Origin of the sequence: Lysinibacillus telephonicus (assembly GCF_003966145.1) — a bacterium.
Taxonomy (GTDB): domain Bacteria; phylum Bacillota; class Bacilli; order Bacillales_A; family Planococcaceae; genus Ureibacillus; species Ureibacillus telephonicus.
Genome location: NZ_RXNR01000024.1, coordinates 36,886 through 57,774, shown reverse-complemented (window position 1 = coordinate 57,774; position 20,889 = coordinate 36,886). Strand labels below are relative to the sequence as shown.

The window sequence follows — 20,889 nt, the reverse complement described above, 5'->3', positions numbered from 1 at the left end:
CGAGTCCTACCTTCGGAGCCATATGGGGAAGTACTCAAGAGGCTGAAGAGGCGCCCCTGCTAAGGGTGTAGGTCGGGTAACCGGCGCGAGGGTTCAAATCCCTCCTTCTCCGCCATACATAATGTTTTGGCCCGTTGGTCAAGTGGTTAAGACACCGCCCTTTCACGGCGGTAACACGGGTTCGAATCCCGTACGGTTCATAAATAAATCGTAGTAATTAAATAAATAATCTAGTGAAAGTATCTTAGGGGGATCCTCTAAAGAGTAGGACGTCGCTAGGCAAAAAAGCCCGATTCTTATGAGTCGGGCTTTAGTGTATCTGCAATAACAAAATTTCCCGGTCTGTAAGTTCTACTCAAGCAATTTCACAAACAAATACAGCAATCGCACGTTATATCTATCTTACATGCACTAGTTTGACTGAGGGATAAGGGTATGAAATCAAACGTGCCCATTTTGCTGAAATAAGTACATATCTGAACATATTGGGTGTTAAAAAGATAACATTTACGGAAAGGACCTTGAAGAATTAGATGAAATTTTCAGGGAGATTTTTGGCGGGGCTATAGTAGGAAATAAATAAATAGATAATAAAAATGCCATCACATTGCTAGCAGATGTGATGGCAATAGTATTAATTGTGGATAAGATCAAACAAATCCATTTGCTCTGTATAATTTCTATTTTCTACAATCGTAGCGAAATTATTTGCACTCCATTCTGCAATAGGTTTAACAATAGCTCTGGCCAATTGAACAGGAACTGCATTACCAATTTGTTTATAAATTTTATCTATCCGACCATTTCTATTGATTAATGGATTATTCCCATCGGAGAAAATAAACCAATCAGGGAACGTTTGAATACGAGCAATTTCTTTTACAGAAAGTCGACGATGTAACCTTTCTTCACCAGGTAAAATCCATTTATCTTTACTGACTTTCTCCATAGCTGGACCACTAGGATGTAGAGGAGCTTGTCTACCTGATGCTTGTATTGTAAAACTTTGCTCTCCCCACCTTTTTTTACGATTACGAGATAAATAAATTGGAGAAAAACTACCTTCATACCAGTCACCAGGGTTATCTGCTAAATCAAGAATAGCATCCTCTAGTGTTACATATGGAAGTAGCCCTTCTTTATCTCCATGAGTAGGGGATGGAAATTCATATTCAAAATCGAGATCTTCACGAACCCCAACAATAAATACTCGTTCACGTAATTGAGGGACACCGTAATCGCGAGCATTAACAAGTTTATATTTAACTCGGTAACCAGCCGATTCGAAGTCTTGAATAATTTGCTTAATAACTTCTCCTTTACCTAGTGTCAGCATTCCTTTCACATTTTCAGCAATAAAGAAACTAGGCCGAGTTTCTATTAAACAGCGAATAAAATGGATATACAAGAAATTTCTCTCATCGTCTATTAAACGTGGTCCTGCCTCACTAAAACCGGGGCATGGAAATCCTCCTAATACGATATCGCAGCTAGGGAAGTCTTTTATTTTACGAATGTCTTTTTCATGCTGTACGATGGTATCTGGAAAATTTAAACGATATGTTTCGTTTGCTTCCTTAAACATATCGATTGAATAAATGGTATGAAATAAACTTTCATGTCTGCTTTTCATAAAATCATTACGAGACAAGAGTAGGCGGTCACTCTCATTTTTACCTACAACCGCGTCTAATCCTGCTAACTCGCATCCTAAATCAAGTCCACCACAACCTGAGAATAAACTAACTAAATTAAGTTTATCGTTTCGGTAATGATATGTTTCAAATATATTTTCCGATAAAGATCGAGCATTTTCTTGTTCTTGTCTAATTTTATCTATAAGTAAATGTTTCACTTGTTGTTTATCATAATCCTTTAAGGGGCGAAACTTCGCTCTTCCTCTTTCAGCTATTTTCATGTTACGCACCTCCAATTATCTTTATTATTGTACCATGCAATTATAAAAATGGCCACTAAAACGAGAAGTTGGAATCATTTAACATTTAATATAGAATAGAAAGCGTAGGAGGAAAACGATGAGTAAATCTAGTCAAAATGGTAAAAAACATGTATTAGATGTATATAATGCATTAGTTAAATATCTAAATGGTCAAGCAATAACATTATTTCAAGAACCAATTCAAGAGACGGTAAAATTTATTGTTGAACAATTCCCTAATATCATTAACGTAAAAAATAAATTTCAAAGTGATAAGCCGGATCAACATCCAAGTTTACTTTTAACACTTTCAAATTCTAAAACGGTTAAAGTAAGACTTTTTAGTTTAAAGGGGACTTCGCAAATTCAACCTAAGAACATAGGGGCAAAAAGTTTTTTGAAAAAATACTTTCTCTTAAATAGTTTGCAAACGGAATTTAATATTAAATTAGAGAAACTTTATCGTCAATTTCTAATTGCTATTTTATCTAAAAAGGTAAAGGATATCCCAACCTATATAACAGTAACAGAGTTAAAAAAACGGGTAGAAAACTTTTACCCCAAATTTAATAATGTTATCAATCCTATTCGGACAAGTTTTTTATTTGAAGTAAGAGAAGTATGCTTTCAATTATTAAAGGAGGTGTATAACTCCCAATTTGAAGGAATTGAACATGCATTTCGTGAATTAATGTTATTAGATAGTGTTAACATTATAACACGATACACAAATGGAAACAAATGTTCTGTTGATCGATGGGAATCGAATATTAAACCGGGTAAACTTCAACTATATAAAAAAGGGAACGATACAATAGGCATTCGTTCAGGTACAGAAGCTTTAACAATTCGATTTAAATTTGAAAGTGGTCCTGGTTCGTCAATTAAAATAGCAACCAGCTTCGATACATTTCCAACTGAAAATCAAGTATTACTTACAAATCTAAAATCTATACAAAAATTTGAGACAATATTGAACAAGTGTATCTCAAATGTAAAGAAGAATAGTAATAATGCGATTGGTAAATGCAATGAAGCGATGGTGTATTATCAATTATTGAAGGAAAAACCTGAACTTAAACAAATAGATGATGAAGCGTTTATTACAATGATAGAAAAGTATTCAATTTCTGTCTTACCGCACACTTTAGAGGAAATACGGACCGCTTCAAAAATAACTGCTAAAAATATTGAGATTTACCTAAGAGAAGAATTTGGTACATATGAAATCGAGAGTATGCAACTTGTTCCAGATAATTACTTAATTGACCGATTAGATACGGGTGATTTACAGCTAACATTGAAAGTTAATGGAAAATATTTTGATAAGAAACTTTCTTTAAAGGCTATTGCCAAAATGGGTGGAAAAGTAACATTAAAAAATCCAGGTGTGGGTACCATCCTGGGACCGCAATATTTTGATATAGGCTCATTACAACCGCTAGTAGATAAACTAAAATGCCAATTTGAAGAAGGAAAAATTAATCATAAACAGAGTTTAGAGCTAGTATCAGCGAGTTTAGGAAAGAATTTAGTTATGGCACCTCAATCTAATTTGAAAAAAGGTCTTATAGCTTTATTGGGCAGTGCTACAGCAGTAATTACATTTTATAAAGAAAATAAATGTAATATTATCGAACATAAATCAATTAAAGGTAAGATTGATGTTATACCAAATAGCCCTACACCAATTCAGACAACGTTAAGCTGGGATCAAAATAGCCAACAACTTTCATTACGTGTGAAATTTAGTGGAGGCCAAGCTAAAGGCTGGTCATCTTTAAAATTAGCTTGTGAATATAAAATAGAATATTAATATAAGTATAGTCATTATATAAAGGTTTAAATTAGCTATATAAGCAGAGGAGGGAAATATTGGGGGCTTTTAATATTGAAGACATGGTTCTAATCAAAATTAATAGATCGTTTAAAGAAAACATGACACCTGAGCAACTTTATCGTGCAACAAGTTATAGTTGGGTTGCTAGTTTTAAAAAGACTGAAACAAGGGACATAAAATATTATTGTGCAGTTTATCAAAATAAAATAATTGAAGTGTATGATTTTTTAGGATATGAAGAAGAGATACCAAGGAGAGAACCGTCAAGATACATTTTACATGGGCAATTATCATCAGAAGACATAAGAAGGACTTTAATTGGTTTAGATGTTAGTGACCTTCATAAAGGAAGTGGGAACCCAATAAAATATACATCATTGGAAAGACTATTAAATTTAGAGTCTTTAGGCGCTCAGAAAAACGAAAAAGTTAGAAAAGATATAGAACAAAATGAATTAATTTCACATATCCGTAACTATATTACTTCTAAAGGTTTCACTTATTTAAAAAAAGATATAAAAAACCTCTACCTTTCTCTTCGTTCAAAGCCTTTTGTTATCATCTCAGGTATCTCCGGAACCGGAAAAACAAAAATTGTTCAACTATTTGCTGAAGCGATTGGTGCAACAGAAGAGAACAAACAGTTTAAATTAATTCCAGTACGTCCGGATTGGAGCGATAGTTCAGAGCTACTTGGTTATACAGATATTAAGGGGGATTTCATTAAAGGACCATTAATAGAAATAGTAGAACAAGCACATCTAAATCCTGAATTACCCCACTTTGTTCTTTTAGATGAGATGAACTTAGCACGGGTTGAGTATTACTTTAGTGACGTATTGAGTGTAATGGAAAGTAGAAAAAAGGTAGAGGGAGAAATTACTTCCTCGACACTTATTACAGTAGATGGAGATTCATTAACACTTCCAGGTAACTTATACATTATCGGTACTGTGAATATGGACGAAACGACGCATCCATTCAGTAAGAAAGTATTAGATCGTGCAAATACAATTGAATTCCATGAAATTGATTTGATGAATTTTGGTTCAATGACTAGAAGAGAAATAGTAGAGCCCATCCATGTTTCAAATAAGGTCTTAGAATCATCCTTTATTCACTTAATTGATGCATTTTCTACTCATGAGCAACTTATCCGAGAAGTTTCTGAAAGGCTAGAGGCTATTAATGAACTTCTAGAACCGATTCATGCACAGGTAGGGTATCGTGTACGGGATGAGATTAGTTTCTATTTGGCTCACAATGTAGAGGCTGGACAACTACTTTCACTAAATGATGCGATGGATTTTTGTATCATGCAGAAAATATTGCCACGTGTGGGAGGAATGGAAGCAGTTGTACGAGATGTACTAAATAATTTAAAGGAAGAATTGAGTTCGTATCCTAGATGTACTAAGAAAATTAAGGAAATGTTAGGAAGGTTGGATAAGGATGGATTCACTTCATTCTGGATTTCTTAAAGGGATTCAACTATTAACCATAAAGACTAACGATCTTTTCTTAGCCATAACGGGAAACCTTGATTTACAAAGATATAATAAGGATAGTTATAAATCTTTTATTGGAAATCAAGAAGCTATGTTTTTTAGTTGCTCAAAAGAAGCAGATATAAAAATATTTGATGTTCATAGTGGCAAATTAGTTGAAAGTACTGGACAATCCTTTTTACCAATCTTCTTTGAAAATGGGATGTATGAGTTGCAGATCCAACCAGAAGGAGATAGAGGAATTAAATTTTGGCATGAATACGAGGGCTTTCGAAATGCTATCCATCCATTCTTAAATACCAATGCATTAACAGGCACATTACATTTCCAAAATGAAGTTGGTTTTAGTAATTTTGAAATTCGTGATGAGCAAAATGAAACACTATTATCAGTTGTCATTGAAGTTTATCCGACGAAACTTGACTACAAAAAGGATTATCGTGCCTTATTAGATGAAGTGAATGAAGAAATCTATAATTTGGCGTATGCCTTTATAAAACGAACTTATTTACAGGGATCTGCAGAAGTTTTTAAAGAACCGACTGGAGTTGAGTTTTATCGATTACTCCAAAAACATTTTAACGACTATATGAAGGCCATTAGTTTGATTGAACAACGACCACACCGACGATTAGAAACAATTCATGAAGAAGTACGAGGCGATCGTTTAAGAAAGCAGGATAGTAGGGGACGAGCTTACTTAAGGAAAAACGCTAATTTATTTATTGAGGTAGAAAACGGAATTCCTATTAACTGCACTCAAATGCTCCCTAAAAAGGGACTGTTAATAAAAAAGGTAAACACAACGGATACCCACGAAAACCGCTATGTTAAAATGACATTAATGCGACTTTATGCAAGAATCGAATTTCTTCATAAACAAATTGTAAATGCCTCTGCCAATAAAAGATTTGATAAGGCTCCAGACCCAGTAATATTAGATCTTTTAGAAGATATGAAAAAACGTTTAGAACAAAAAATAAAGAATCATTTCTGGATTAGTATTGGCAAATTAGATAGATCAGTTACTAGTCTTGTGATGCAAATGGCCGCTGGATATCGGGATGTATTTCAAATTTACGGAATTCTTTCGAAAGGTGTTATCCTACAGGGCGAGCTGTATAAAATGTCGATTAAAGATATTGCAACTCTTTATGAATATTGGACATTTATTAAGTTAGGTAAAATCCTTAATGAGAAATGTGAACAGATATCTCAAGATATCATTAAGGTATCTACTGATGGATTGGTCGTCAATTTAAGTCAAAATAGTGGGCCTAAGAGAGTTTTTCGAAATTACCAAACAGGTGAAATCATTCGTTTACAGTATCAATACAATACTAAAAAGAAAATTACAGTAAATCAAAAACCTGATACAATGTTGAGCATTGAGAAGCTTGGACGCGAATATCACTTTCAATATATTTTTGATGCAAAATATCGAATTAATTTAAATGATGAAGAGGATAATGGTCCTGGTCCAATGGAAGACGATATTAACACAATGCATCGTTATCGTGATGCCATCGTTGCAGAAAGTGATGGTGTATATGAACGAACAGCTTTTGGGGCATATGTTTTATTTCCATGGAATGAAACGGATCGATACAAAGAACATTATCTTTATAAAAGTATTGAAAAGGTTAATATTGGTGGACTTCCATTTCTACCAAATGCGACAAAATTAGTAGAGTCTATCATTGACAATCTTTTAAATAAAAGTGCAGATGAATTGCAAAGTGAAGGCATTTTACCAAAAGGGACGAAGGAATTTTTATATAATTCTAATCGGGAGTATGTTTTAATTGTTCCAGTAAAAGGTTTTTTAAAAAAGGTAATAATAGATCGGGAAGTTTCAGTTGATGAAAAGTTACTTCCAAAGGATTGGAGTAAAGCAAAGAAAATCGTTTTAGCTACCGTGGATGGACTCAAAGAAGAAGGGATTCTTCATAGAGTTGATCGTAAAAATGCTGCGCAGCTTATATTCAAGGTTCAAGAATGGACACCAAGAGTTCCTACTATTTTTTTAAGTAAATATGTAATAGCCGAACCAATTGTAGTAGAGGAATATTTATACAATGACGCAACTATAATTCAGGAATTATTTATCTCTGAGCAACAACGTCAATTTTGGATAATGTTAAAAGGAAAATTTGATAAGATTGAAATCGAGCTAGATTCTTACCAAATCACACATAAGACGAAGATAAAATCTTTTAAGTTATTTGGTCATGAGTTTTTATGGAAAACAAATTCTCTAGTACATTCTTTTAATGAAATTGTTGAAGAAATTAATTTTGAACGTTTAAAACAAAACCCATCTAAAATTATGAGTGATCTAGTGTCTAAGATTTAGAAAAAAATTATGCTAATAAAGATATGTTCTTCTTAACTAAAAAAGGCTAAAGCCGATTACAATAATCCGTAATCGGCTTTTACAATTTCAATATGATTTTTTCCATGTAGTTGTTGAGTACCTTTTATTGAAAATGCATGATTATCTTAATTTAATTTCGTAATATATAAAAATTGTCATTGGAAACCTCGAATGATTAAACGATTATTTATGCAAACCTTCCTAAAATTAACTTTTACTTTTAAGCCGTTCCCGCGCGGAATTTAGTTTTGCTGTGACTGGAATGGGGTTTAATGCTTTGCCTAAGCCGTAATGAGGCATATTGCCATAAAAAGCTTCATAGTTTCCACTTTTCAATTGGTAGGTTTCATGATAAATTCCAACAGCATCATTCTTGCCGACCTTTTGATTGAAATTTTTCCACGCAGTTAAGTGCTTTTCTGATTTTGCATAGGCGAGGAGGTCATCCATTGAACGCCAATATTGTATCATGACAGTCGTTCTTAGACCGAAATAGCTTTCCATCGATAAGAATCCCAATTCTTCTTTATTTGTATAAAGTTCTTTAATCATTCCAGGCATAGCGTTAAATACAGGTAGCCATTTGTGAAAAGCGAGACGTTTGTTAACCCTCATTCCGATAATAAAAACAACAATGTCTTCAGTATTTTCCGTCGTATAACGCCCACTAAAAACTTGCTTAGCCATTATGAATCCTCCTTATTTAAAAACTTTTCGAGAGTAAATTCACACCATTCAATAGAAGCTCTAGTTGTTCTTTTTCCATAATCCAACGTAAATAACCAATACATTGAATCCGGATCTGTATCATTGTCTGGATAATTAATAATTGCCTGTTCAATCGATACATACGTTTGATAGCGATTTTCTAATTTTTCCTTGTAATTTTCTAGAAGGGAGATCGTTTTTTCACGGGACTGAAATCGGCCAAAAAACAATTTAAGCAATATTTCATTTCGTTCAACTGGGAGCTGTTCAATCGGTTTTTCTAACCAATTTTTTAAGGTTTCTATCCCTTTCTCAGTAAGATAGTATTCATGCTTATCCGGCTTACCTGTAGAAGATGAAGTATGGACCTCCGCCAATTCCTCTTGGACAATTAATTTTAATGTTGGATATATTTGGCCATAACTAATTTTCCAAAAATGATTAAGACTTTGGTCAATAAACTGTTTAATGGAATAGCCAGATCTACAGTTAGTAGTTAAAATTCCTAAAATGGCGTAGGTTGTATCGTTATAATTTTTCAAATTCCACCCACCTATCTAAAAGATATATATCATTTAGATATATAATAATCAAAACGTAGTGGAAAAACAAGTGGGAATTTTCAGAATAAAAATCAGTGAGTTAGGACAAACGTTACACTTGAAAAAGGATTAAGGTGAATGGTATGGGCACGGAAAAGCAATGACTACTTCTGATTTATTAAAATCAATTTCAGTAGAGGATTTTAAAGAATGGTTAAACGGAGTGTTATTTGGCCACCAATTGTTCGGAATAAGTTATTACAATTTAGAAGTTGCAAATTTACTTCTGAAGAGATGCTTACATTTATTTAAATAATTCTAGAAACAGGTAAAATTTTAAAGAATGATATTATAAGTCAAACGTACAAAGAAAAATTGGATTATACAAGAGCATATCAAGTATTCATAAAAAATTTAGAAATTACTTTAGAAAAGAACATGATAATATAATAACCGAAAAGCGTTTCTATCAATTATCTAATAGAAACGCTTTATTATTTTCAAAACAACTTCATCTGTTTAGTATCTAATTCTAGGGGAAGATTACCAGCCTCGTCACATCAATACCCATTAAAACTAACAAACTCTCCAACCGGTTTACGATAGCCACGGGGACGTTCTTTATCAACACTTTTTCCGATAGTAATCATCATTATCGGTTGTAAATGATTAGGGATATTGAATTCTTTTCTTAATTCCTCAATATTGTGGACATGCATCGGGCATGTATCGAAACCGAAATGCTTTGCGCTTAACATGAATAGCATGGCATGGAGTCCAGCGTTTCGATATAATTCTAAGTCCACTTCATGTGGATCTTTTTTTAATCCATCACTATATTTTTTAATCATGTCCATCGTCATATTGAATTCTACTTCATCCATCATTTTTAACATTTTCATTGGATTATAGATTCTCTCAGCTTCGGAAACCTCGAGGCTATTTTTATTGCCCATTACAATAACTACTGCACTTGCCGTATGTATTTTATATTGGCGGTAGCTTAATTCAAAAACTCGCTCTTTCTTTTCTTTATCGGTAATCACGAGATAATTCGTGAATTGTAAATTATAAGCGCTAGGTGCTAATTTTGTTAGCTCGAAGATGTTTTTAAAATCGTCTTCGGTCATTTGTTCATCTTCAATGAAATTTACTGCGGAGTGACGTAATCTTACTAGATCTTCAAAATTCATACTAGCATTCTCCATTTCTATTAATAGTTGTTAAGGTAAGTAAATTTTACTATAACATTCAAAATTATCATTATGATTTGCTTCATATGTTTTTTCAATCCTTTAAAGGGATTGCAACACCATTTGTCTAAATATTACAACAATCGAAATTAATTCACAGCAAACAGAAGGGGTGGGACATCTATGAGATGGGATACACCAGAAAAGTTAAAAATGCTATTATGTGAGCTAGTAAGCTGGGAGAGCCAAACGTTAACAAAAGGGGAACAGGAATTTTCCAAAAAATTATATGCTAAATTTCAGCTGCTTCCGTATTTCCAAACGAACCGTGACTACTTACAAACGGTAGATGTTGAAGGAGGCAGACAGGTCGTATCAGCGATGTATAAACATCCACAATCAAAAAAGACTGTTGTGCTTATTAGCCATTTTGATACAGTTCAAATTGAAGAATATGGTGCGCTTATGCCGCTTGCTACATTACCAGAGGAGTTAACTCAAGCATTTAAAGAGGAGAAGGGAATGTTGAATGAGCAGGCACAGAAGGATTTAGAAACAGGGGATTACTTATTTGGGCGCGGTGTGATGGATATGAAGATGGGCCTTGCTCTCCATATGCAAGTGCTAGAGCGTGCTATCGAGGAACGATGGGAGATGAACTTGCTGCTGATTACTGTGCCAGATGAAGAAGTAAACTCGGCCGGAATGCGTAAAGCAGCGGTGCATATAGCACAGATAGCGGAAAGCTATGAGTTGGACATCTGTCTGTTTTTAAACAGTGAACCATCTTTTTCACAAGACCCGTATGATTTACAAGAATACATTTATACAGGATCAATTGGAAAAGTGATGCCAGCAGCCTTATTTTATGGTAAGGAAACACATGTGGGTGAGCCTTTAAAGGGATTAAGTGCACCTTTTATGAGTGCATTTTTAGCAACCGAAATGGAATGGAACGACGCTTTTTGTGAAACAGTTTACGGTGAACGAACACCACTTCCGGTTGCATTGAAACTACAAGATTTAAAGGAACAATACTCTACTCAAACACCGTATCGAGCGGTGGCAATGTATAATGTTTTTTTAATGAAGCGCAGTGCAGCAGAAATTTTAGACTTGTTTGAGCAAGTTACAGTTCGTGCGATGGAAAAATGTCAGGAACGCTATGATGAAGTCTGTGCAAAAATGAATATTAACCCACTCGGTAAAATACGTACAATTCGTTATAGTGAACTACTAAGCTATGCAAAGAAAAAGCTTGGTGAACCTGCAGTTGAAAAGCTGATTGAAGAAGTAATTGCCCGTCTTGATTTAGATGAGCGTGATCAGTCATTTTTCATTGCAGATAAATTAATGATTCATTGCCAGGAGTTGGCACCGGCAGTTGTTGTGTTATTCGTACCGCCATTTTATCCTGCGGTTAATTCAAGCGATCATCCTTTAGCTAAAAAGGCAATAGAACTAGTGTTGCAGGCATCCAAGCCATATGAAATTCCGTTGCAGCAAGTTCATTATTTTAATGGCATTAGTGATTTAAGCTATTGCCAATTAAGCGAGGACAATGGGTGGCAGGCATATGAAATGAACACCCCTGTTTGGAAACGTACTTATGATATACCATTTGACCATATCGCGAAGTTCAAGGCACCTGTGTTGAATGTAGGTCCTTATGGAAAAGACGCTCATCAAATTTCAGAAAGGTTGCATATGAAGAGTGCTTTTTACGAAATGCCGGACTTAATCTATCAGTTGCTGCGTTTTGTTGATAAAGAAACTATGAACAAATGAGGGGAGCAGTATGAAAATTCATGTATTAAATGAAGCAGATGCAGAGGATTATCAAGGGCTTCGACTAAGAGCATTGCAAACTAATCCGGAAAGCTTTGGTTCTACATATGAAAGGGAAGCGGTGTTCACAACTGAAATGGTCCAAGAGGCATTCGACCGGATGAAGATAAGTTTGTGCTTGGTGCGTATAATACGGATGGTTTATTAGTTGGAGTTGTAACTTTTATACGTGAGTCCCTTTTAAAATCACAGCATAAAGGGAATATTTATGGCATGTATGTTGCACCCGAAACACGAGGTCAGGGTGTGGGGAAAGCTTTAATGTTTGAGGTTATTCAGCGCGCAAAAGAAACAGAAGGATTAGAGCAATTGATTCTGCAAGTCGTCTCTACTAACGACTCTGCAAAAATGCTTTACAAGTCTTTAGGCTTTGAAACTTACGGTGTTGAACCAAGGGCTATAAAAGATAGGGAACTGTACTTTGATGAAGATTTAATGGTGCTGTTTTTACACAATTAAAAATTTGGAAATTCTATAAAAAGGGATGATTCCTATAACTACCACATCATTTCATTATGTTACTTACATTGCAACGACACCTGAAAAACTTTGGGAAGCTTTAACGAACAGTGAATTTACTGAGAAGTATTGGTTCGGAAGAAAGATTCAATCTGATTGGAAAGAAGGATCGCTTGTTACGTTTTTTGATGAAAATGGAAACATTACGGACGATGGCACACTTATTGCTTATGAGCCCCATCAACTTCTTTCATATACATTTCTTTGGGTAGAAGATCAAACTCAACGTCAATGTTTACCTAAAGTAACCTTTAAACTTCAGCCGATGGAGTCGACAGTCAAATTGATTTTGCAACATGAAGACCTTTTGCCATCGGATTTCTTTGACGAAAGTGAAGGCTTCCAAGGGATTAATAACGGTTGGCCAGCCATTATAAGCAACTTAAAGTCTTTGTTGGAAACTGGTAAAACTTTGCCTGCCCTTACTTTTTCATAACTAAATTTAATAAGGCTGTGTAGATATTCAAATTCTACACAACCTTTTTACATATTCGAAGCTACTGTAGCATTAGCGCGCATAGCAAGAGATTCAATCACAAAACCCGATTTTGGATCTAGTTGGGGCTCCAAAAAAGCCACAATTTCACAATAATTAAATCCCATAAAACCTCTTCGTATTCTCATACAATACTCGCGCGGTTTCTTTAACTGAACGATTTTGGAGCTGGGCTATTCTATCAATAGAATGCTTCATCATCTTCGGTTCAGTCAGCTGGTTTGTAAAAGGTCCTTCAAAAGACCATGGTCCATCTGTTTCCACCATCATTAGTTCAAGCGGATACATGCGCACGAGCTGTTGAATTTCGTCCTCATACAGAACATCTGGCGTAATAGAAATAAAGTAGCCATTATTAATCATTCGCTTAACAACTACTTCATCCCCTTTAAACCAATGGAAATGAGCTTTTGTAGCGCCGTGCTTTTCAAGTAAATCACAGGCGATATGTGCATCCTCATAAACGGCATGCAACACAATCGGCTTCTTCCACGCTGCAGAAACTTGAATAAACCGCTCTAGCAATTCAATATAAGGCTGATAATCTAGCTGATGATTACTTTCCAGCTTCTTATAATAAGGCAGCCCAACCTCGCCAATTGCCACCATTTCATGAACATGCCGTTTCATCCATAAAAAAAGTGCTTCTACATCTTGAGAAGAAGGGATTTCTTGCTCCGGATGAAAACCGTACGCCGGCTTCACCCGAGCATCTTCAACCCAATAGCTTCGATTTTTAACACAAGACGCTAAATCAAACGACACAGCAATTAAAGCTTCAATTTGATGCTCAGTTAAACTCGATAAAATATAGTTTCGTTCCTTGTCATCATATTTATCAAGATGGATATGTGCATCGATCATCATTCAACAATTTCCTCCTTAATGTATTGGAAAATTTGCTGCTTTAAATCGAAAAACTCGGTTGTTTCAAGTAAGCTTTCATTTCTTGGTCTAGAAAAGGGGACAGTGATTTCTGCCTTCATAGTTGCCGGTCTCTTTGAAAGTACATAAATGCGATCAGCTAAAAATATCGCTTCTTCGATGCTATGGGTAATAAACAATACGGACTTTCGATTTTCCTCCCAAACAGAAAGAAGCCATTTTTGCATTTTAATTCGTGTAAATTCATCTAAAGCTGAAAATGGTTCGTCTAAACAGAGTAAACTTTGTTTGCTCAGTAGAGCGCGGATAAATGAAACACGTTGTCTCATCCCTCCAGATAAATCAATGGGATAAGAGTTCTCAAACTCTGCAAGTCCTACTTTCTCAAGCCATTGTTTTGCCTCTTCAACATTTGGTTTGCCTGTTAATTCTGCTGCAAGCACTACATTTTCTAATACGGTTCGCCATGGAAACAGGGAAGGCTGTTGCGGCATGTAGCTAATCAATCCTTTTTTTCCATTAATCACTTCATTATTTAATGTGATTGTGCCGTGTTCAGGTTTAATAATTCCGCCAATTAGTTGGAATAGCGTGCTTTTTCCACTGCCAGACGGTCCAAGAATAGCAACGAATTCACGGTCCCTCACATGTAAATTTATATTTTTTAAAACTGAAAGATCTCCATATGCTTTATCTAATCCATTGATTGTTAGCATCCTACACTCCCTCTTTTCTACCTTTAACCATTAGCTTTTCGACGAGTCGTATTACTCCGAACAACAAAAGGCTTAATAGCATAATAAAGAAAATAGCTGCAAATACACGGTCGATGCGGAAGGAGGATTGTGCAAGAGTCATATAAACACCAATTCCTTGTTTTGCACCAAGCCATTCAGAAATCACTGCACCCATCACACTATATGTTGCTGCTATTTTAAGTCCAGAAAAGATTGATGGAAGGGCATGGGGCATTTCTAGCTTCCAAAATATTTGATTTCTACTTGCACCAACCATCTCCATATAGTGTTTTAATTCTGGAGCGGTTTGTCTAAAACCGTCCATGCTTGCGACAACAATAGGAAAGAAACAAACTAAACTAATCACAATGAGTTTCGGCAATAGATCAAAACCAAACCATATAATAAGCAGGGGGGCTAATACAATTGTCGGGATATTTTGGGATAATATTAGCAACGGATAAAGAACTTGGTTTGCTTTTGGTAATCGATAAAGAATGATTGCAATGAAAAGACCAACACTGCATCCAATACTCAAGCCAAGTAATGTTAATTTCATTGTGGAAATTAGATGACCATAAAATTCCCAAATGCCATTGTAAATTTCCTTTATTACATCACTCGGTGCCGGCAATAGCCACATTGGTGTAGCTGTTATATAAACAAGTAGTTCCCAAAGAATGAATAAAAGAAGGAGGAACACAATTGATTTTCCTCCTCGTTGCCACATCTGCTGCATCAACGATATTTCTCCGTTAACGTGTTCATTGTAATTCCGCTAGGTTGGTATAAAATTTTTACTTGTGTAATAACATTTGGACTACCTAATTCAATCATCTTTTCATTCATTTTCTCAATGATGGATAGAAGTTCGGAAAGTTCCCCCTCCATTGTTGTCTCTAATGGATGAACCTCGTATTTCACACCAGAAGCATCAATTACTGCAATAGCAGCATCCACAAAAGGAATGACATCTTCAGGATTTTTTGTTTTAGGTATAATTTGTACACTAATTAATGAATTCGCCATTTTTTTCTCTCCTTATTCCGGTAAAAATTCATTTGTAAATGCTTTTTCCGGATCAAATTCGCCTTCTAATACACCATTTTCCTTCATCCATTCTGCATAATTTGCCCAAATCTCAAGCTTTTGCACTCCCCATCGTGGAGCATCATCTTGGTACTTATCTGCCAACCATTTTTGGCTTTCTAATACAAGCTGTTGATCCAGTTCAGGTGCTGCTGCTGATAGAATACTAGCTGCATCTTCTGGGTTTTCAATTGCATCTTGGTAGCCTTTAGAGGCTGCTGCCACAAAAGCTTTTACGGTATCAGGGTTTTCTTCAATCATTTCTTCATTCGTTGCAAGAACAGGAGTATAGTAATCAAGCTTTTCACTGTAATCGGTTAAATAAATCATGTTAATATCCTCGCCGCGAAGTTCAGCTTCAACACCTGTCCAACCATAATAAATCCATGCAAAGTCAATTCCTTGGTTCGCCATCGTAAAGAAGTCGGCATTTCCTGCATTAACGATATCAAGCTTGTTAATATCTGCATTGTCTGATTTCATTAATGTTTCTAGAACTGATTGCTCAATAGGAGATCCCCAACCTCCATAAGTTTTGCCTTCAAAATCTTTAGGAGAAGTAATATTTTTGCCCGCAGGTGAGGCAAATCCAGATGTGTTATGTTGAATTACCGCTGCAATTGAAACGATAGGTACATTTTGTGTTCGAGCAAGTGTAATGGATTCTTGATAGCTGACACCGAATTCCGCTTGGCCAGAAGCTACGAGCTGATCTGCACCTGCATCACCAGGTTGAATAATTTCAACGTCTAATCCTTGTTCTTCAAAATAGCCTTTTTCTTTTGCTACATAAAGCCCCGTATGATTTGTATTTGGTGTCCAATCTAAAACAACGGTTACTTTTTCTAATGGTTTTTCTTCTGTTTGCTCGTTTGTGTTTGTTTCAGTTTGTGATTCCTTTGATTGACAGCCAACAAGCGCTAAAACTGCAATCATCACCAGAAAGAAAAGTTTTTTCATGATGAATCCTCCATTGTAATGAATTATTCATACTCGAAGAAATAAAAAACGTCTAGGATAGTATCCCAGACGTTAAAAAACATTCATTTCAAAATGAAAAGAAAATCAAATTGAAGTCAATGTTCCCTACGCTGGTATTAACCAAATCAGGTTCAAAGGGTTAGTATCTTACGGGATACAATCTCAGCTGGCCATACCAGCTCCCCTACATTTCTTCTTGCTATGAACTTTGTATTTTATTTTAGCAATGACTATAGCACGGAGCAATCATTTTTTATTTAACATTTAAGGTAAAAAGGGGAAGGGGGATCTATCTTATTATTGGAATTAGTTGAGTTTATTCCGTAAAATGTTTTACTTCTTCCCATGCTGCATTTGGATCATCTGCCTTTTTCCATACTCGGCCAGTTGTTGTATCATATAAATAGAGCCATTCTTCATTTACAAGCAACTCGTAATTTTCACTTACAGAATCATTCATATTGATAGAACTTAGATTAGATGAAAGATCCCACCCAGCATTATTAATTGCATTAGATATTAATGAGGCGGCTACTAAAATACTAATACTTAAAATTACGATTGAGCCAATTAGAGATAATCGTTTTTTACTCTCAATTTTTATTCCTCCTTTAGGTTATGATTGAAAATCATTTATTAATACAATAACAAAATCCCACTAATTTCCAAAGTGTATATTAGACTACAAAAAAACTGAACTAATTGTGCATTAGTTCAGCTTTAAATTTAACTATCTATAAATAGTCTACTTACATATTGAATTACTCTAGCTTTTTTGAATTATAACAATTGATCGATTTCCTTTTTTAGTTGTGCTGCATCAATTTCGACTGGGTATTGGAATTCTTTATTGTTAATGAAGACAGTTGGCACCATTTTAACGTTGCGTTTAACAGCTTCTGCAACAATTTGTAAGCTTAAATCGATTGTTTCAGGTTCTTCTTTTAAGCCGTATTGTTCTGTCAGCATTTTTTTGATACTATCACTGTCGATTTCATGCCATTCGCTTTGCTTTGCGAAAAGGTCTTTCATCAAGTCATAAACACGTTCAGGCTCCTTATAATCAAAGAAACAGTTTGCAAGTGTTCCGTATAATAGCATTTCACGTGGTTTATCAAAATGCTTAATAACATATTCTACTTGGCCATTTTCAATATAAGGTTGAAGTGTTTTATCAGCAGCCTCAAAAAATGTAGCACAATAAGGGCATGCCAAGTTTAGAAAAACCTCTACTTTTACTGGAGCTCCTTTTGAACCATAGCTTAAAAAGGCATTTTCAATTACTGTTGTCATTTTTGTACCTCCCGAATTTATTATTGAACATTGCTTGGAATAATTGATTCATCAATATTCACAGCTTCCTTAATATTAATTTCTGTTTCCAATAAACCTGCGTTAAAGAATGTATCTGCTAATTGCTGCTGGCTTGAGATAATTTCATCACCGATTTTTTGAACACCAAAAGTACGGCGGTTGTTTGCTTGTTGAAGTGGTGCTGCGTCTAAACCTAATTCAGAAGATAGAATATTTGCTACTTCATCTTTGTTTTCATTTGCCCATTGATCGGCATTTTGCAATTCTTCTAGAATAATAGATACTACATCAGGTTTTTCTGTTAATAATTGGTCTGTTGCGAAGTAGAATGTACGGTTTTCCGTTAAATCAGAGCCATTCACAATTGTGCGAGTTTCTACTGTGTTTTCAACGATTGCTAAGTATGGATCCCATGAACCGTAAACATCGAATTCACCTTTTGTGAAGGCCGCTAAACCTTCAGCCGCATCCTTATAGAAAATAATCTCTACATCATCCGGTGAAATACCCGCTTTTTCTAATGCAACAAGCAATAAATAATGTTGGTTGCCGCCTTTTGTAACTCCAATTTTTTTACCTTTTAAATCTTTTACTGTTTGAATATCTGAATCTGCTTTTGCCACTAATGCAACACCTTCTGGATATGGGGCTTCAGAGGCAACATAGTTTAAAGGATGACCTCCCGCTTGCATAAATACAGCATTGCCGTCAGATGCATGACCGAAATCGATATTGTTTGTGTTTAAAGCTTCTAATAGCACTGTGCCAGTAGGGAAAACTTTCCATTCTACAGTGTAACCAGCTTCTTCAAGTGCCGCATCTAGGTTGCCATGTTCTTTTAAAATGTTAATTGTATTTCCTTTTTGGTAGCCAATTGTAATTACTTCTTTTTCCGTACTGCCAGTTGATTCATCAGTTGGTTCTTCGTTTGTAGACCCTGTACTTGATTCATTGCCGCAAGCAGCTAAAACTAATACAAATAATGCAGTAATTAAAAATAACAGCGATTTTTTCATGCTCATCCTCCTAAAATTTGATTTAATATTTTTTGCTCGTAGTAGGTGAATTTTTCATCACGTTCACGAGGTCTAGGCAAATCAATTTTTTCATCTAGCTGAATCGTTCCTTTATCGATGACAATGACGCGATCTGCAAGACGAACCGCTTCTGTTACATCGTGTGTTACGAGAAGGGAAGTAAATTCCTGCTGCTGCCAAAGTCCCTCGATTAAGTTTTGCATTTCAATTCGTGTTAACGCATCTAGAGCTCCAAGGGGCTCGTCGAAAAGCAATATATCTGGGTTGCTAGCCAATGCTCGTGCAAGAGCAATTCGTTGCTTTTGACCACCTGACAATTGATCTGGCCAATCTGTCTTTTTATCGATTAATCCAACTTTTTGCAGAGATTGCTCTGCAACTTCATTATTAATGGCTCCAAGTTCGATGTTTTTAATAATACTTTTCCAAGGAATGAGTCGATCATCCTGGAACATAATACGAATTTTCGGCTTGCTACCACTGTTGCTAGAAAAAGATAAAGTTCCTTTTGAAATCTCTTCTAGCTGTGCAATGACGCGTAATAGTGTACTTTTCCCACAGCCGCTGCGGCCAACAATTGCCGTAAAACTCCCAGGTTCAATAGAGAGGTTTATGTCATGTAGTACTTCATTATCCCCGTAGCTTTTACTTACATCCTTTAGTTCAATGTTGAACATCCTAACACCTCACTTTTATATCCAAATATTATTTTTTATGAAAAGCCGGATGCCATTTTAATAGACGATGTTCAAATAACTTTGCAATTAAATCTGATAGTTTTCCTAAAATGGCGTAAAGGACAATTGTTAATACAATAATATCCATCTGCATAAATTCACGGGCACTCGTAGCCAAAAAGCCTATGCCAGAGTCTGCACCAATTGTCTCTGCAACAATTAGGGATACCCACATAACGCCTAAAGCGTAGCGAATTCCGACTAGTATGGAAGGTAAAGCGCCGGGTAAAATAATATTCGTAAATAATTTGTTCCGCGATAAACCATAAACGCTGCCCATTTCAATTAGTTTCCGATCAACGTTTTTAATGCCATTAAAGGTATTAATATAAATTGGGAACATAACACCTAGTGCAACTAAAAAAATCTTGGCGCTTTCTCCAATACCAAACCATAAAATAACAAGTGGAATTAAAGCTAGGTGGGGAATTGTACGAATCATTTGAATCGTTGTATCTATTGTTCTTTCAAAAAAGACAACAGTTCCATTGACTAATCCAAGAATAAATCCAATGATTCCACCAATCGCAAATCCAATCAGGGCACGTTGAGTACTAATATATACATGCTCTTGTAATTCCCCAGATTTAGAAAGCTTAATTGCTGCTTCGACCACCTCTAACGGAGAGGGAAGTAGCGTGGTCGTAACGATTTTATATTGCACTAATAATTGCCATAAAATAATCGTAACAACAGGTAATATCCAAGGAACTAATCTATTATTATACCATTTTCTTCCTTTCCTCAATTTCTCACCTTCTTATATTTTTTGATATATTAGAAAATTATGTAACATATTGAATTATAATAATGCCTATAAGAATTGTAAAGATTTAAAATTATTTTATTAGATTAAGAGGAAATCATACCAACTACTTTTGAACAGGGTATAAATTTCCTTATCAACAAACCGCACTTATTTAAAGAAAATCTTGCGTTACGTAGTTATCGAACGAATTATATGATGATAATAAATATAGTGGTTTTGTATACGAGATGCTAAAGGGGAATAGCAGAAGGTGAAGGTGAAGAAAGATAACTTTCTTTTTTATAATTACTTCTAATGCCCTCCTTCCTTACTAAATCATTTTTCTAAAATAACTCAAATTTACGTAGATATTTTTGTTGGTAGTATCATT

The 20,889-nt window shown here is 35.2% G+C and carries 23 protein-coding genes, 2 tRNA genes and 1 riboswitch; of the genes, 11 read left to right on the top strand and 14 right to left on the bottom strand.

Translation table 11 applies throughout. From position 1 onward, the window contains the following. Positions 1-24: 24 nt before the first annotated feature. Together EKG35_RS10260 and EKG35_RS10255 are read left to right on the top strand one after the other, a co-directional pair. A tRNA-Ser gene (locus EKG35_RS10260) sits at positions 25-115 on the top strand. Positions 116-128: 13 nt separating this feature from the next. Beyond that, positions 129-200, top strand: a tRNA-Glu gene (locus EKG35_RS10255). Between the two features lie 434 nt (positions 201-634). Here the strand turns inward: EKG35_RS10255 and EKG35_RS10250 are convergent. After that, complete coding sequence (locus EKG35_RS10250) at positions 635-1,918, bottom strand: DNA cytosine methyltransferase (protein ID WP_126294357.1); 1,284 nt, start codon at positions 1,916-1,918, stop codon at positions 635-637. Positions 1,919-2,036: 118 nt separating this feature from the next. Here EKG35_RS10250 and EKG35_RS10245 point away from each other — a divergent pair, with 118 nt between their 5' ends. From EKG35_RS10245 to EKG35_RS10235, 3 genes are read left to right on the top strand one after another with little or no spacing between them, the layout of a single operon-like run. After that, a complete protein-coding gene (locus EKG35_RS10245) occupies positions 2,037-3,755 on the top strand; it encodes a hypothetical protein (protein ID WP_126294356.1) in 1,719 nt (572 codons plus the stop codon). A 59-nt stretch (positions 3,756-3,814) separates the two neighbouring features. After that, a complete protein-coding gene (locus EKG35_RS10240; protein WP_246020302.1) occupies positions 3,815-5,260 on the top strand; it encodes an McrB family protein in 1,446 nt (481 codons plus the stop codon). Further along, the gene (locus tag EKG35_RS10235) at positions 5,232-7,643 is read left to right on the top strand and encodes a restriction endonuclease-like protein (protein ID WP_126294355.1); all 2,412 of its coding nucleotides are present in this window, start codon (positions 5,232-5,234) and stop codon (positions 7,641-7,643) included. Before EKG35_RS10240 ends, EKG35_RS10235 begins: the two co-directional genes overlap by 29 nt. A 228-nt stretch (positions 7,644-7,871) precedes the next feature. Here the strand turns inward: EKG35_RS10235 and EKG35_RS10230 are convergent, their stop codons facing one another. Together EKG35_RS10230 and EKG35_RS10225 are read right to left on the bottom strand one after the other, a co-directional pair. Continuing rightward, a complete protein-coding gene (locus EKG35_RS10230) occupies positions 7,872-8,351 on the bottom strand; it encodes a DUF4188 domain-containing protein (protein ID WP_126294354.1) in 480 nt (159 codons plus the stop codon). Next, the gene (locus tag EKG35_RS10225; RefSeq protein ID WP_126294353.1) at positions 8,351-8,914 is read right to left on the bottom strand and encodes a PadR family transcriptional regulator; all 564 of its coding nucleotides are present in this window, start codon (positions 8,912-8,914) and stop codon (positions 8,351-8,353) included. The genes EKG35_RS10230 and EKG35_RS10225 overlap by 1 nt, the downstream gene beginning before the upstream one ends. Before the next feature lie 160 nt (positions 8,915-9,074). Here EKG35_RS10225 and EKG35_RS20885 point away from each other — a divergent pair, with 160 nt between their 5' ends. Continuing rightward, entirely contained in the window at positions 9,075-9,230 is a 156-nt protein-coding gene (locus EKG35_RS20885) for a hypothetical protein (RefSeq protein WP_185807708.1), read from the top strand. A 244-nt stretch (positions 9,231-9,474) separates the two neighbouring features. On the opposite strand, the gene EKG35_RS10220 is transcribed toward EKG35_RS20885, so the two are convergent. Continuing rightward, positions 9,475-10,107, bottom strand: a complete 633-nt coding sequence (locus EKG35_RS10220) for a nitroreductase family protein (RefSeq protein WP_126294352.1) — start codon at positions 10,105-10,107, stop codon at positions 9,475-9,477. A 183-nt stretch (positions 10,108-10,290) separates the two neighbouring features. On the opposite strand from EKG35_RS10220, the gene EKG35_RS10215 reads away from it, so the two are divergent. From EKG35_RS10215 to EKG35_RS10205, 4 genes are read left to right on the top strand one after another with little or no spacing between them, the layout of a single operon-like run. Then, the gene (locus EKG35_RS10215; protein WP_126294351.1) at positions 10,291-11,895 is read left to right on the top strand and encodes a M20/M25/M40 family metallo-hydrolase; all 1,605 of its coding nucleotides are present in this window, start codon (positions 10,291-10,293) and stop codon (positions 11,893-11,895) included. 10 nt (positions 11,896-11,905) lie between these two features. Then, complete coding sequence (locus tag EKG35_RS21250) at positions 11,906-12,103, top strand: hypothetical protein (protein WP_246020300.1); 198 nt, start codon at positions 11,906-11,908, stop codon at positions 12,101-12,103. Continuing rightward, entirely contained in the window at positions 12,070-12,414 is a 345-nt protein-coding gene (locus EKG35_RS10210) for a GNAT family N-acetyltransferase (protein WP_246020298.1), read from the top strand. Before EKG35_RS21250 ends, EKG35_RS10210 begins: the two co-directional genes overlap by 34 nt. A 25-nt stretch (positions 12,415-12,439) precedes the next feature. Continuing rightward, complete coding sequence (locus EKG35_RS10205; protein WP_126294350.1) at positions 12,440-12,910, top strand: SRPBCC family protein; 471 nt, start codon at positions 12,440-12,442, stop codon at positions 12,908-12,910. A gap of 156 nt (positions 12,911-13,066) precedes the next feature. On the opposite strand, the gene EKG35_RS10200 is transcribed toward EKG35_RS10205, so the two are convergent. From EKG35_RS10200 to EKG35_RS20880, 6 genes are all read right to left on the bottom strand, one after another. Next, the gene (locus EKG35_RS10200; RefSeq protein WP_126294349.1) at positions 13,067-13,837 is read right to left on the bottom strand and encodes a TatD family hydrolase; all 771 of its coding nucleotides are present in this window, start codon (positions 13,835-13,837) and stop codon (positions 13,067-13,069) included. Further along, positions 13,834-14,571 carry an ABC transporter ATP-binding protein gene (locus EKG35_RS10195; RefSeq protein ID WP_126294348.1) on the bottom strand — a complete coding sequence of 246 codons (738 nt, stop codon included), beginning with the start codon at positions 14,569-14,571 and terminating at the stop codon, positions 13,834-13,836. The genes EKG35_RS10200 and EKG35_RS10195 overlap by 4 nt, the downstream gene beginning before the upstream one ends. A gap of 1 nt (position 14,572) precedes the next feature. After that, positions 14,573-15,331, bottom strand: a complete 759-nt coding sequence (locus EKG35_RS10190) for an ABC transporter permease (protein ID WP_126294347.1) — start codon at positions 15,329-15,331, stop codon at positions 14,573-14,575. Next, positions 15,331-15,621, bottom strand: coding sequence for a thiamine-binding protein (locus tag EKG35_RS10185; protein WP_126294346.1), 291 nt, complete (start codon positions 15,619-15,621; stop codon positions 15,331-15,333). The genes EKG35_RS10190 and EKG35_RS10185 overlap by 1 nt, the downstream gene beginning before the upstream one ends. 12 nt (positions 15,622-15,633) lie before the next feature. After that, a complete protein-coding gene (locus EKG35_RS10180; RefSeq protein WP_126294345.1) occupies positions 15,634-16,641 on the bottom strand; it encodes an ABC transporter substrate-binding protein in 1,008 nt (335 codons plus the stop codon). A gap of 106 nt (positions 16,642-16,747) precedes the next feature. Further along, positions 16,748-16,858, bottom strand: a riboswitch (TPP riboswitch). A 120-nt stretch (positions 16,859-16,978) separates the two neighbouring features. Then, positions 16,979-17,122, bottom strand: coding sequence for a hypothetical protein (locus EKG35_RS20880; protein ID WP_185807707.1), 144 nt, complete (start codon positions 17,120-17,122; stop codon positions 16,979-16,981). Position 17,123: 1 nt separating this feature from the next. On the opposite strand from EKG35_RS20880, the gene EKG35_RS20875 reads away from it, so the two are divergent. Then, positions 17,124-17,288: a hypothetical protein gene (locus EKG35_RS20875; protein WP_185807706.1), complete on the top strand. Its 165-nt coding sequence runs from the start codon at positions 17,124-17,126 to the stop codon at positions 17,286-17,288. A 154-nt stretch (positions 17,289-17,442) separates the two neighbouring features. Here EKG35_RS20875 and EKG35_RS10175 read toward each other — a convergent pair whose 3' ends face one another. The 4 genes from EKG35_RS10175 to ssuC are packed head-to-tail and all read right to left on the bottom strand — an operon-like array spanning position 17,443 to position 20,498. Further along, complete coding sequence (locus EKG35_RS10175) at positions 17,443-17,955, bottom strand: thioredoxin domain-containing protein (RefSeq protein ID WP_126294344.1); 513 nt, start codon at positions 17,953-17,955, stop codon at positions 17,443-17,445. Between the two features lie 20 nt (positions 17,956-17,975). Next, positions 17,976-18,992 (bottom strand): aliphatic sulfonate ABC transporter substrate-binding protein, encoded by a 1,017-nt coding sequence (locus EKG35_RS10170; protein WP_185807705.1) that lies wholly within the window; start codon positions 18,990-18,992, stop codon positions 17,976-17,978. Positions 18,993-18,994: 2 nt separating this feature from the next. After that, positions 18,995-19,690, bottom strand: coding sequence for an ABC transporter ATP-binding protein (locus EKG35_RS10165; RefSeq protein WP_126294342.1), 696 nt, complete (start codon positions 19,688-19,690; stop codon positions 18,995-18,997). A gap of 28 nt (positions 19,691-19,718) precedes the next feature. Then, positions 19,719-20,498, bottom strand: coding sequence for an aliphatic sulfonate ABC transporter permease SsuC (ssuC, locus tag EKG35_RS10160; RefSeq protein WP_126294341.1), 780 nt, complete (start codon positions 20,496-20,498; stop codon positions 19,719-19,721). Positions 20,499-20,889 lie beyond the last annotated feature (391 nt).

What these genes read in the sequence shown, in the direction of transcription:
- EKG35_RS10250 (WP_126294357.1), bottom strand. Translation starts at nt 1,918, where the DNA reads ATGAAAATAGCTGAAAGAGGAAGAGCGAAGTTTCGCCCCTTAAAGGAT.
- EKG35_RS10245 (WP_126294356.1), top strand. Translation starts at nt 2,037, where the DNA reads ATGAGTAAATCTAGTCAAAATGGTAAAAAACATGTATTAGATGTATAT.
- EKG35_RS10235 (WP_126294355.1), top strand. Translation starts at nt 5,232, where the DNA reads ATGGATTCACTTCATTCTGGATTTCTTAAAGGGATTCAACTATTAACC.
- EKG35_RS10230 (WP_126294354.1), bottom strand. Translation starts at nt 8,351, where the DNA reads ATGGCTAAGCAAGTTTTTAGTGGGCGTTATACGACGGAAAATACTGAA.
- EKG35_RS20885 (WP_185807708.1), top strand. Translation starts at nt 9,075, where the DNA reads ATGACTACTTCTGATTTATTAAAATCAATTTCAGTAGAGGATTTTAAA.
- EKG35_RS10220 (WP_126294352.1), bottom strand. Translation starts at nt 10,107, where the DNA reads ATGAATTTTGAAGATCTAGTAAGATTACGTCACTCCGCAGTAAATTTC.
- EKG35_RS10215 (WP_126294351.1), top strand. Translation starts at nt 10,291, where the DNA reads ATGAGATGGGATACACCAGAAAAGTTAAAAATGCTATTATGTGAGCTA.
- EKG35_RS21250 (WP_246020300.1), top strand. Translation starts at nt 11,906, where the DNA reads ATGAAAATTCATGTATTAAATGAAGCAGATGCAGAGGATTATCAAGGG.
- EKG35_RS10205 (WP_126294350.1), top strand. Translation starts at nt 12,440, where the DNA reads ATGATTCCTATAACTACCACATCATTTCATTATGTTACTTACATTGCA.
- EKG35_RS10200 (WP_126294349.1), bottom strand. Translation starts at nt 13,837, where the DNA reads ATGATGATCGATGCACATATCCATCTTGATAAATATGATGACAAGGAA.
- EKG35_RS10195 (WP_126294348.1), bottom strand. Translation starts at nt 14,571, where the DNA reads ATGCTAACAATCAATGGATTAGATAAAGCATATGGAGATCTTTCAGTT.
- EKG35_RS10190 (WP_126294347.1), bottom strand. Translation starts at nt 15,331, where the DNA reads ATGCAGCAGATGTGGCAACGAGGAGGAAAATCAATTGTGTTCCTCCTT.
- EKG35_RS10185 (WP_126294346.1), bottom strand. Translation starts at nt 15,621, where the DNA reads ATGGCGAATTCATTAATTAGTGTACAAATTATACCTAAAACAAAAAAT.
- EKG35_RS10180 (WP_126294345.1), bottom strand. Translation starts at nt 16,641, where the DNA reads ATGAAAAAACTTTTCTTTCTGGTGATGATTGCAGTTTTAGCGCTTGTT.
- EKG35_RS20880 (WP_185807707.1), bottom strand. Translation starts at nt 17,122, where the DNA reads ATGAATGATTCTGTAAGTGAAAATTACGAGTTGCTTGTAAATGAAGAA.
- EKG35_RS10175 (WP_126294344.1), bottom strand. Translation starts at nt 17,955, where the DNA reads ATGACAACAGTAATTGAAAATGCCTTTTTAAGCTATGGTTCAAAAGGA.
- EKG35_RS10170 (WP_185807705.1), bottom strand. Translation starts at nt 18,992, where the DNA reads ATGAAAAAATCGCTGTTATTTTTAATTACTGCATTATTTGTATTAGTT.
- EKG35_RS10165 (WP_126294342.1), bottom strand. Translation starts at nt 19,690, where the DNA reads ATGTTCAACATTGAACTAAAGGATGTAAGTAAAAGCTACGGGGATAAT.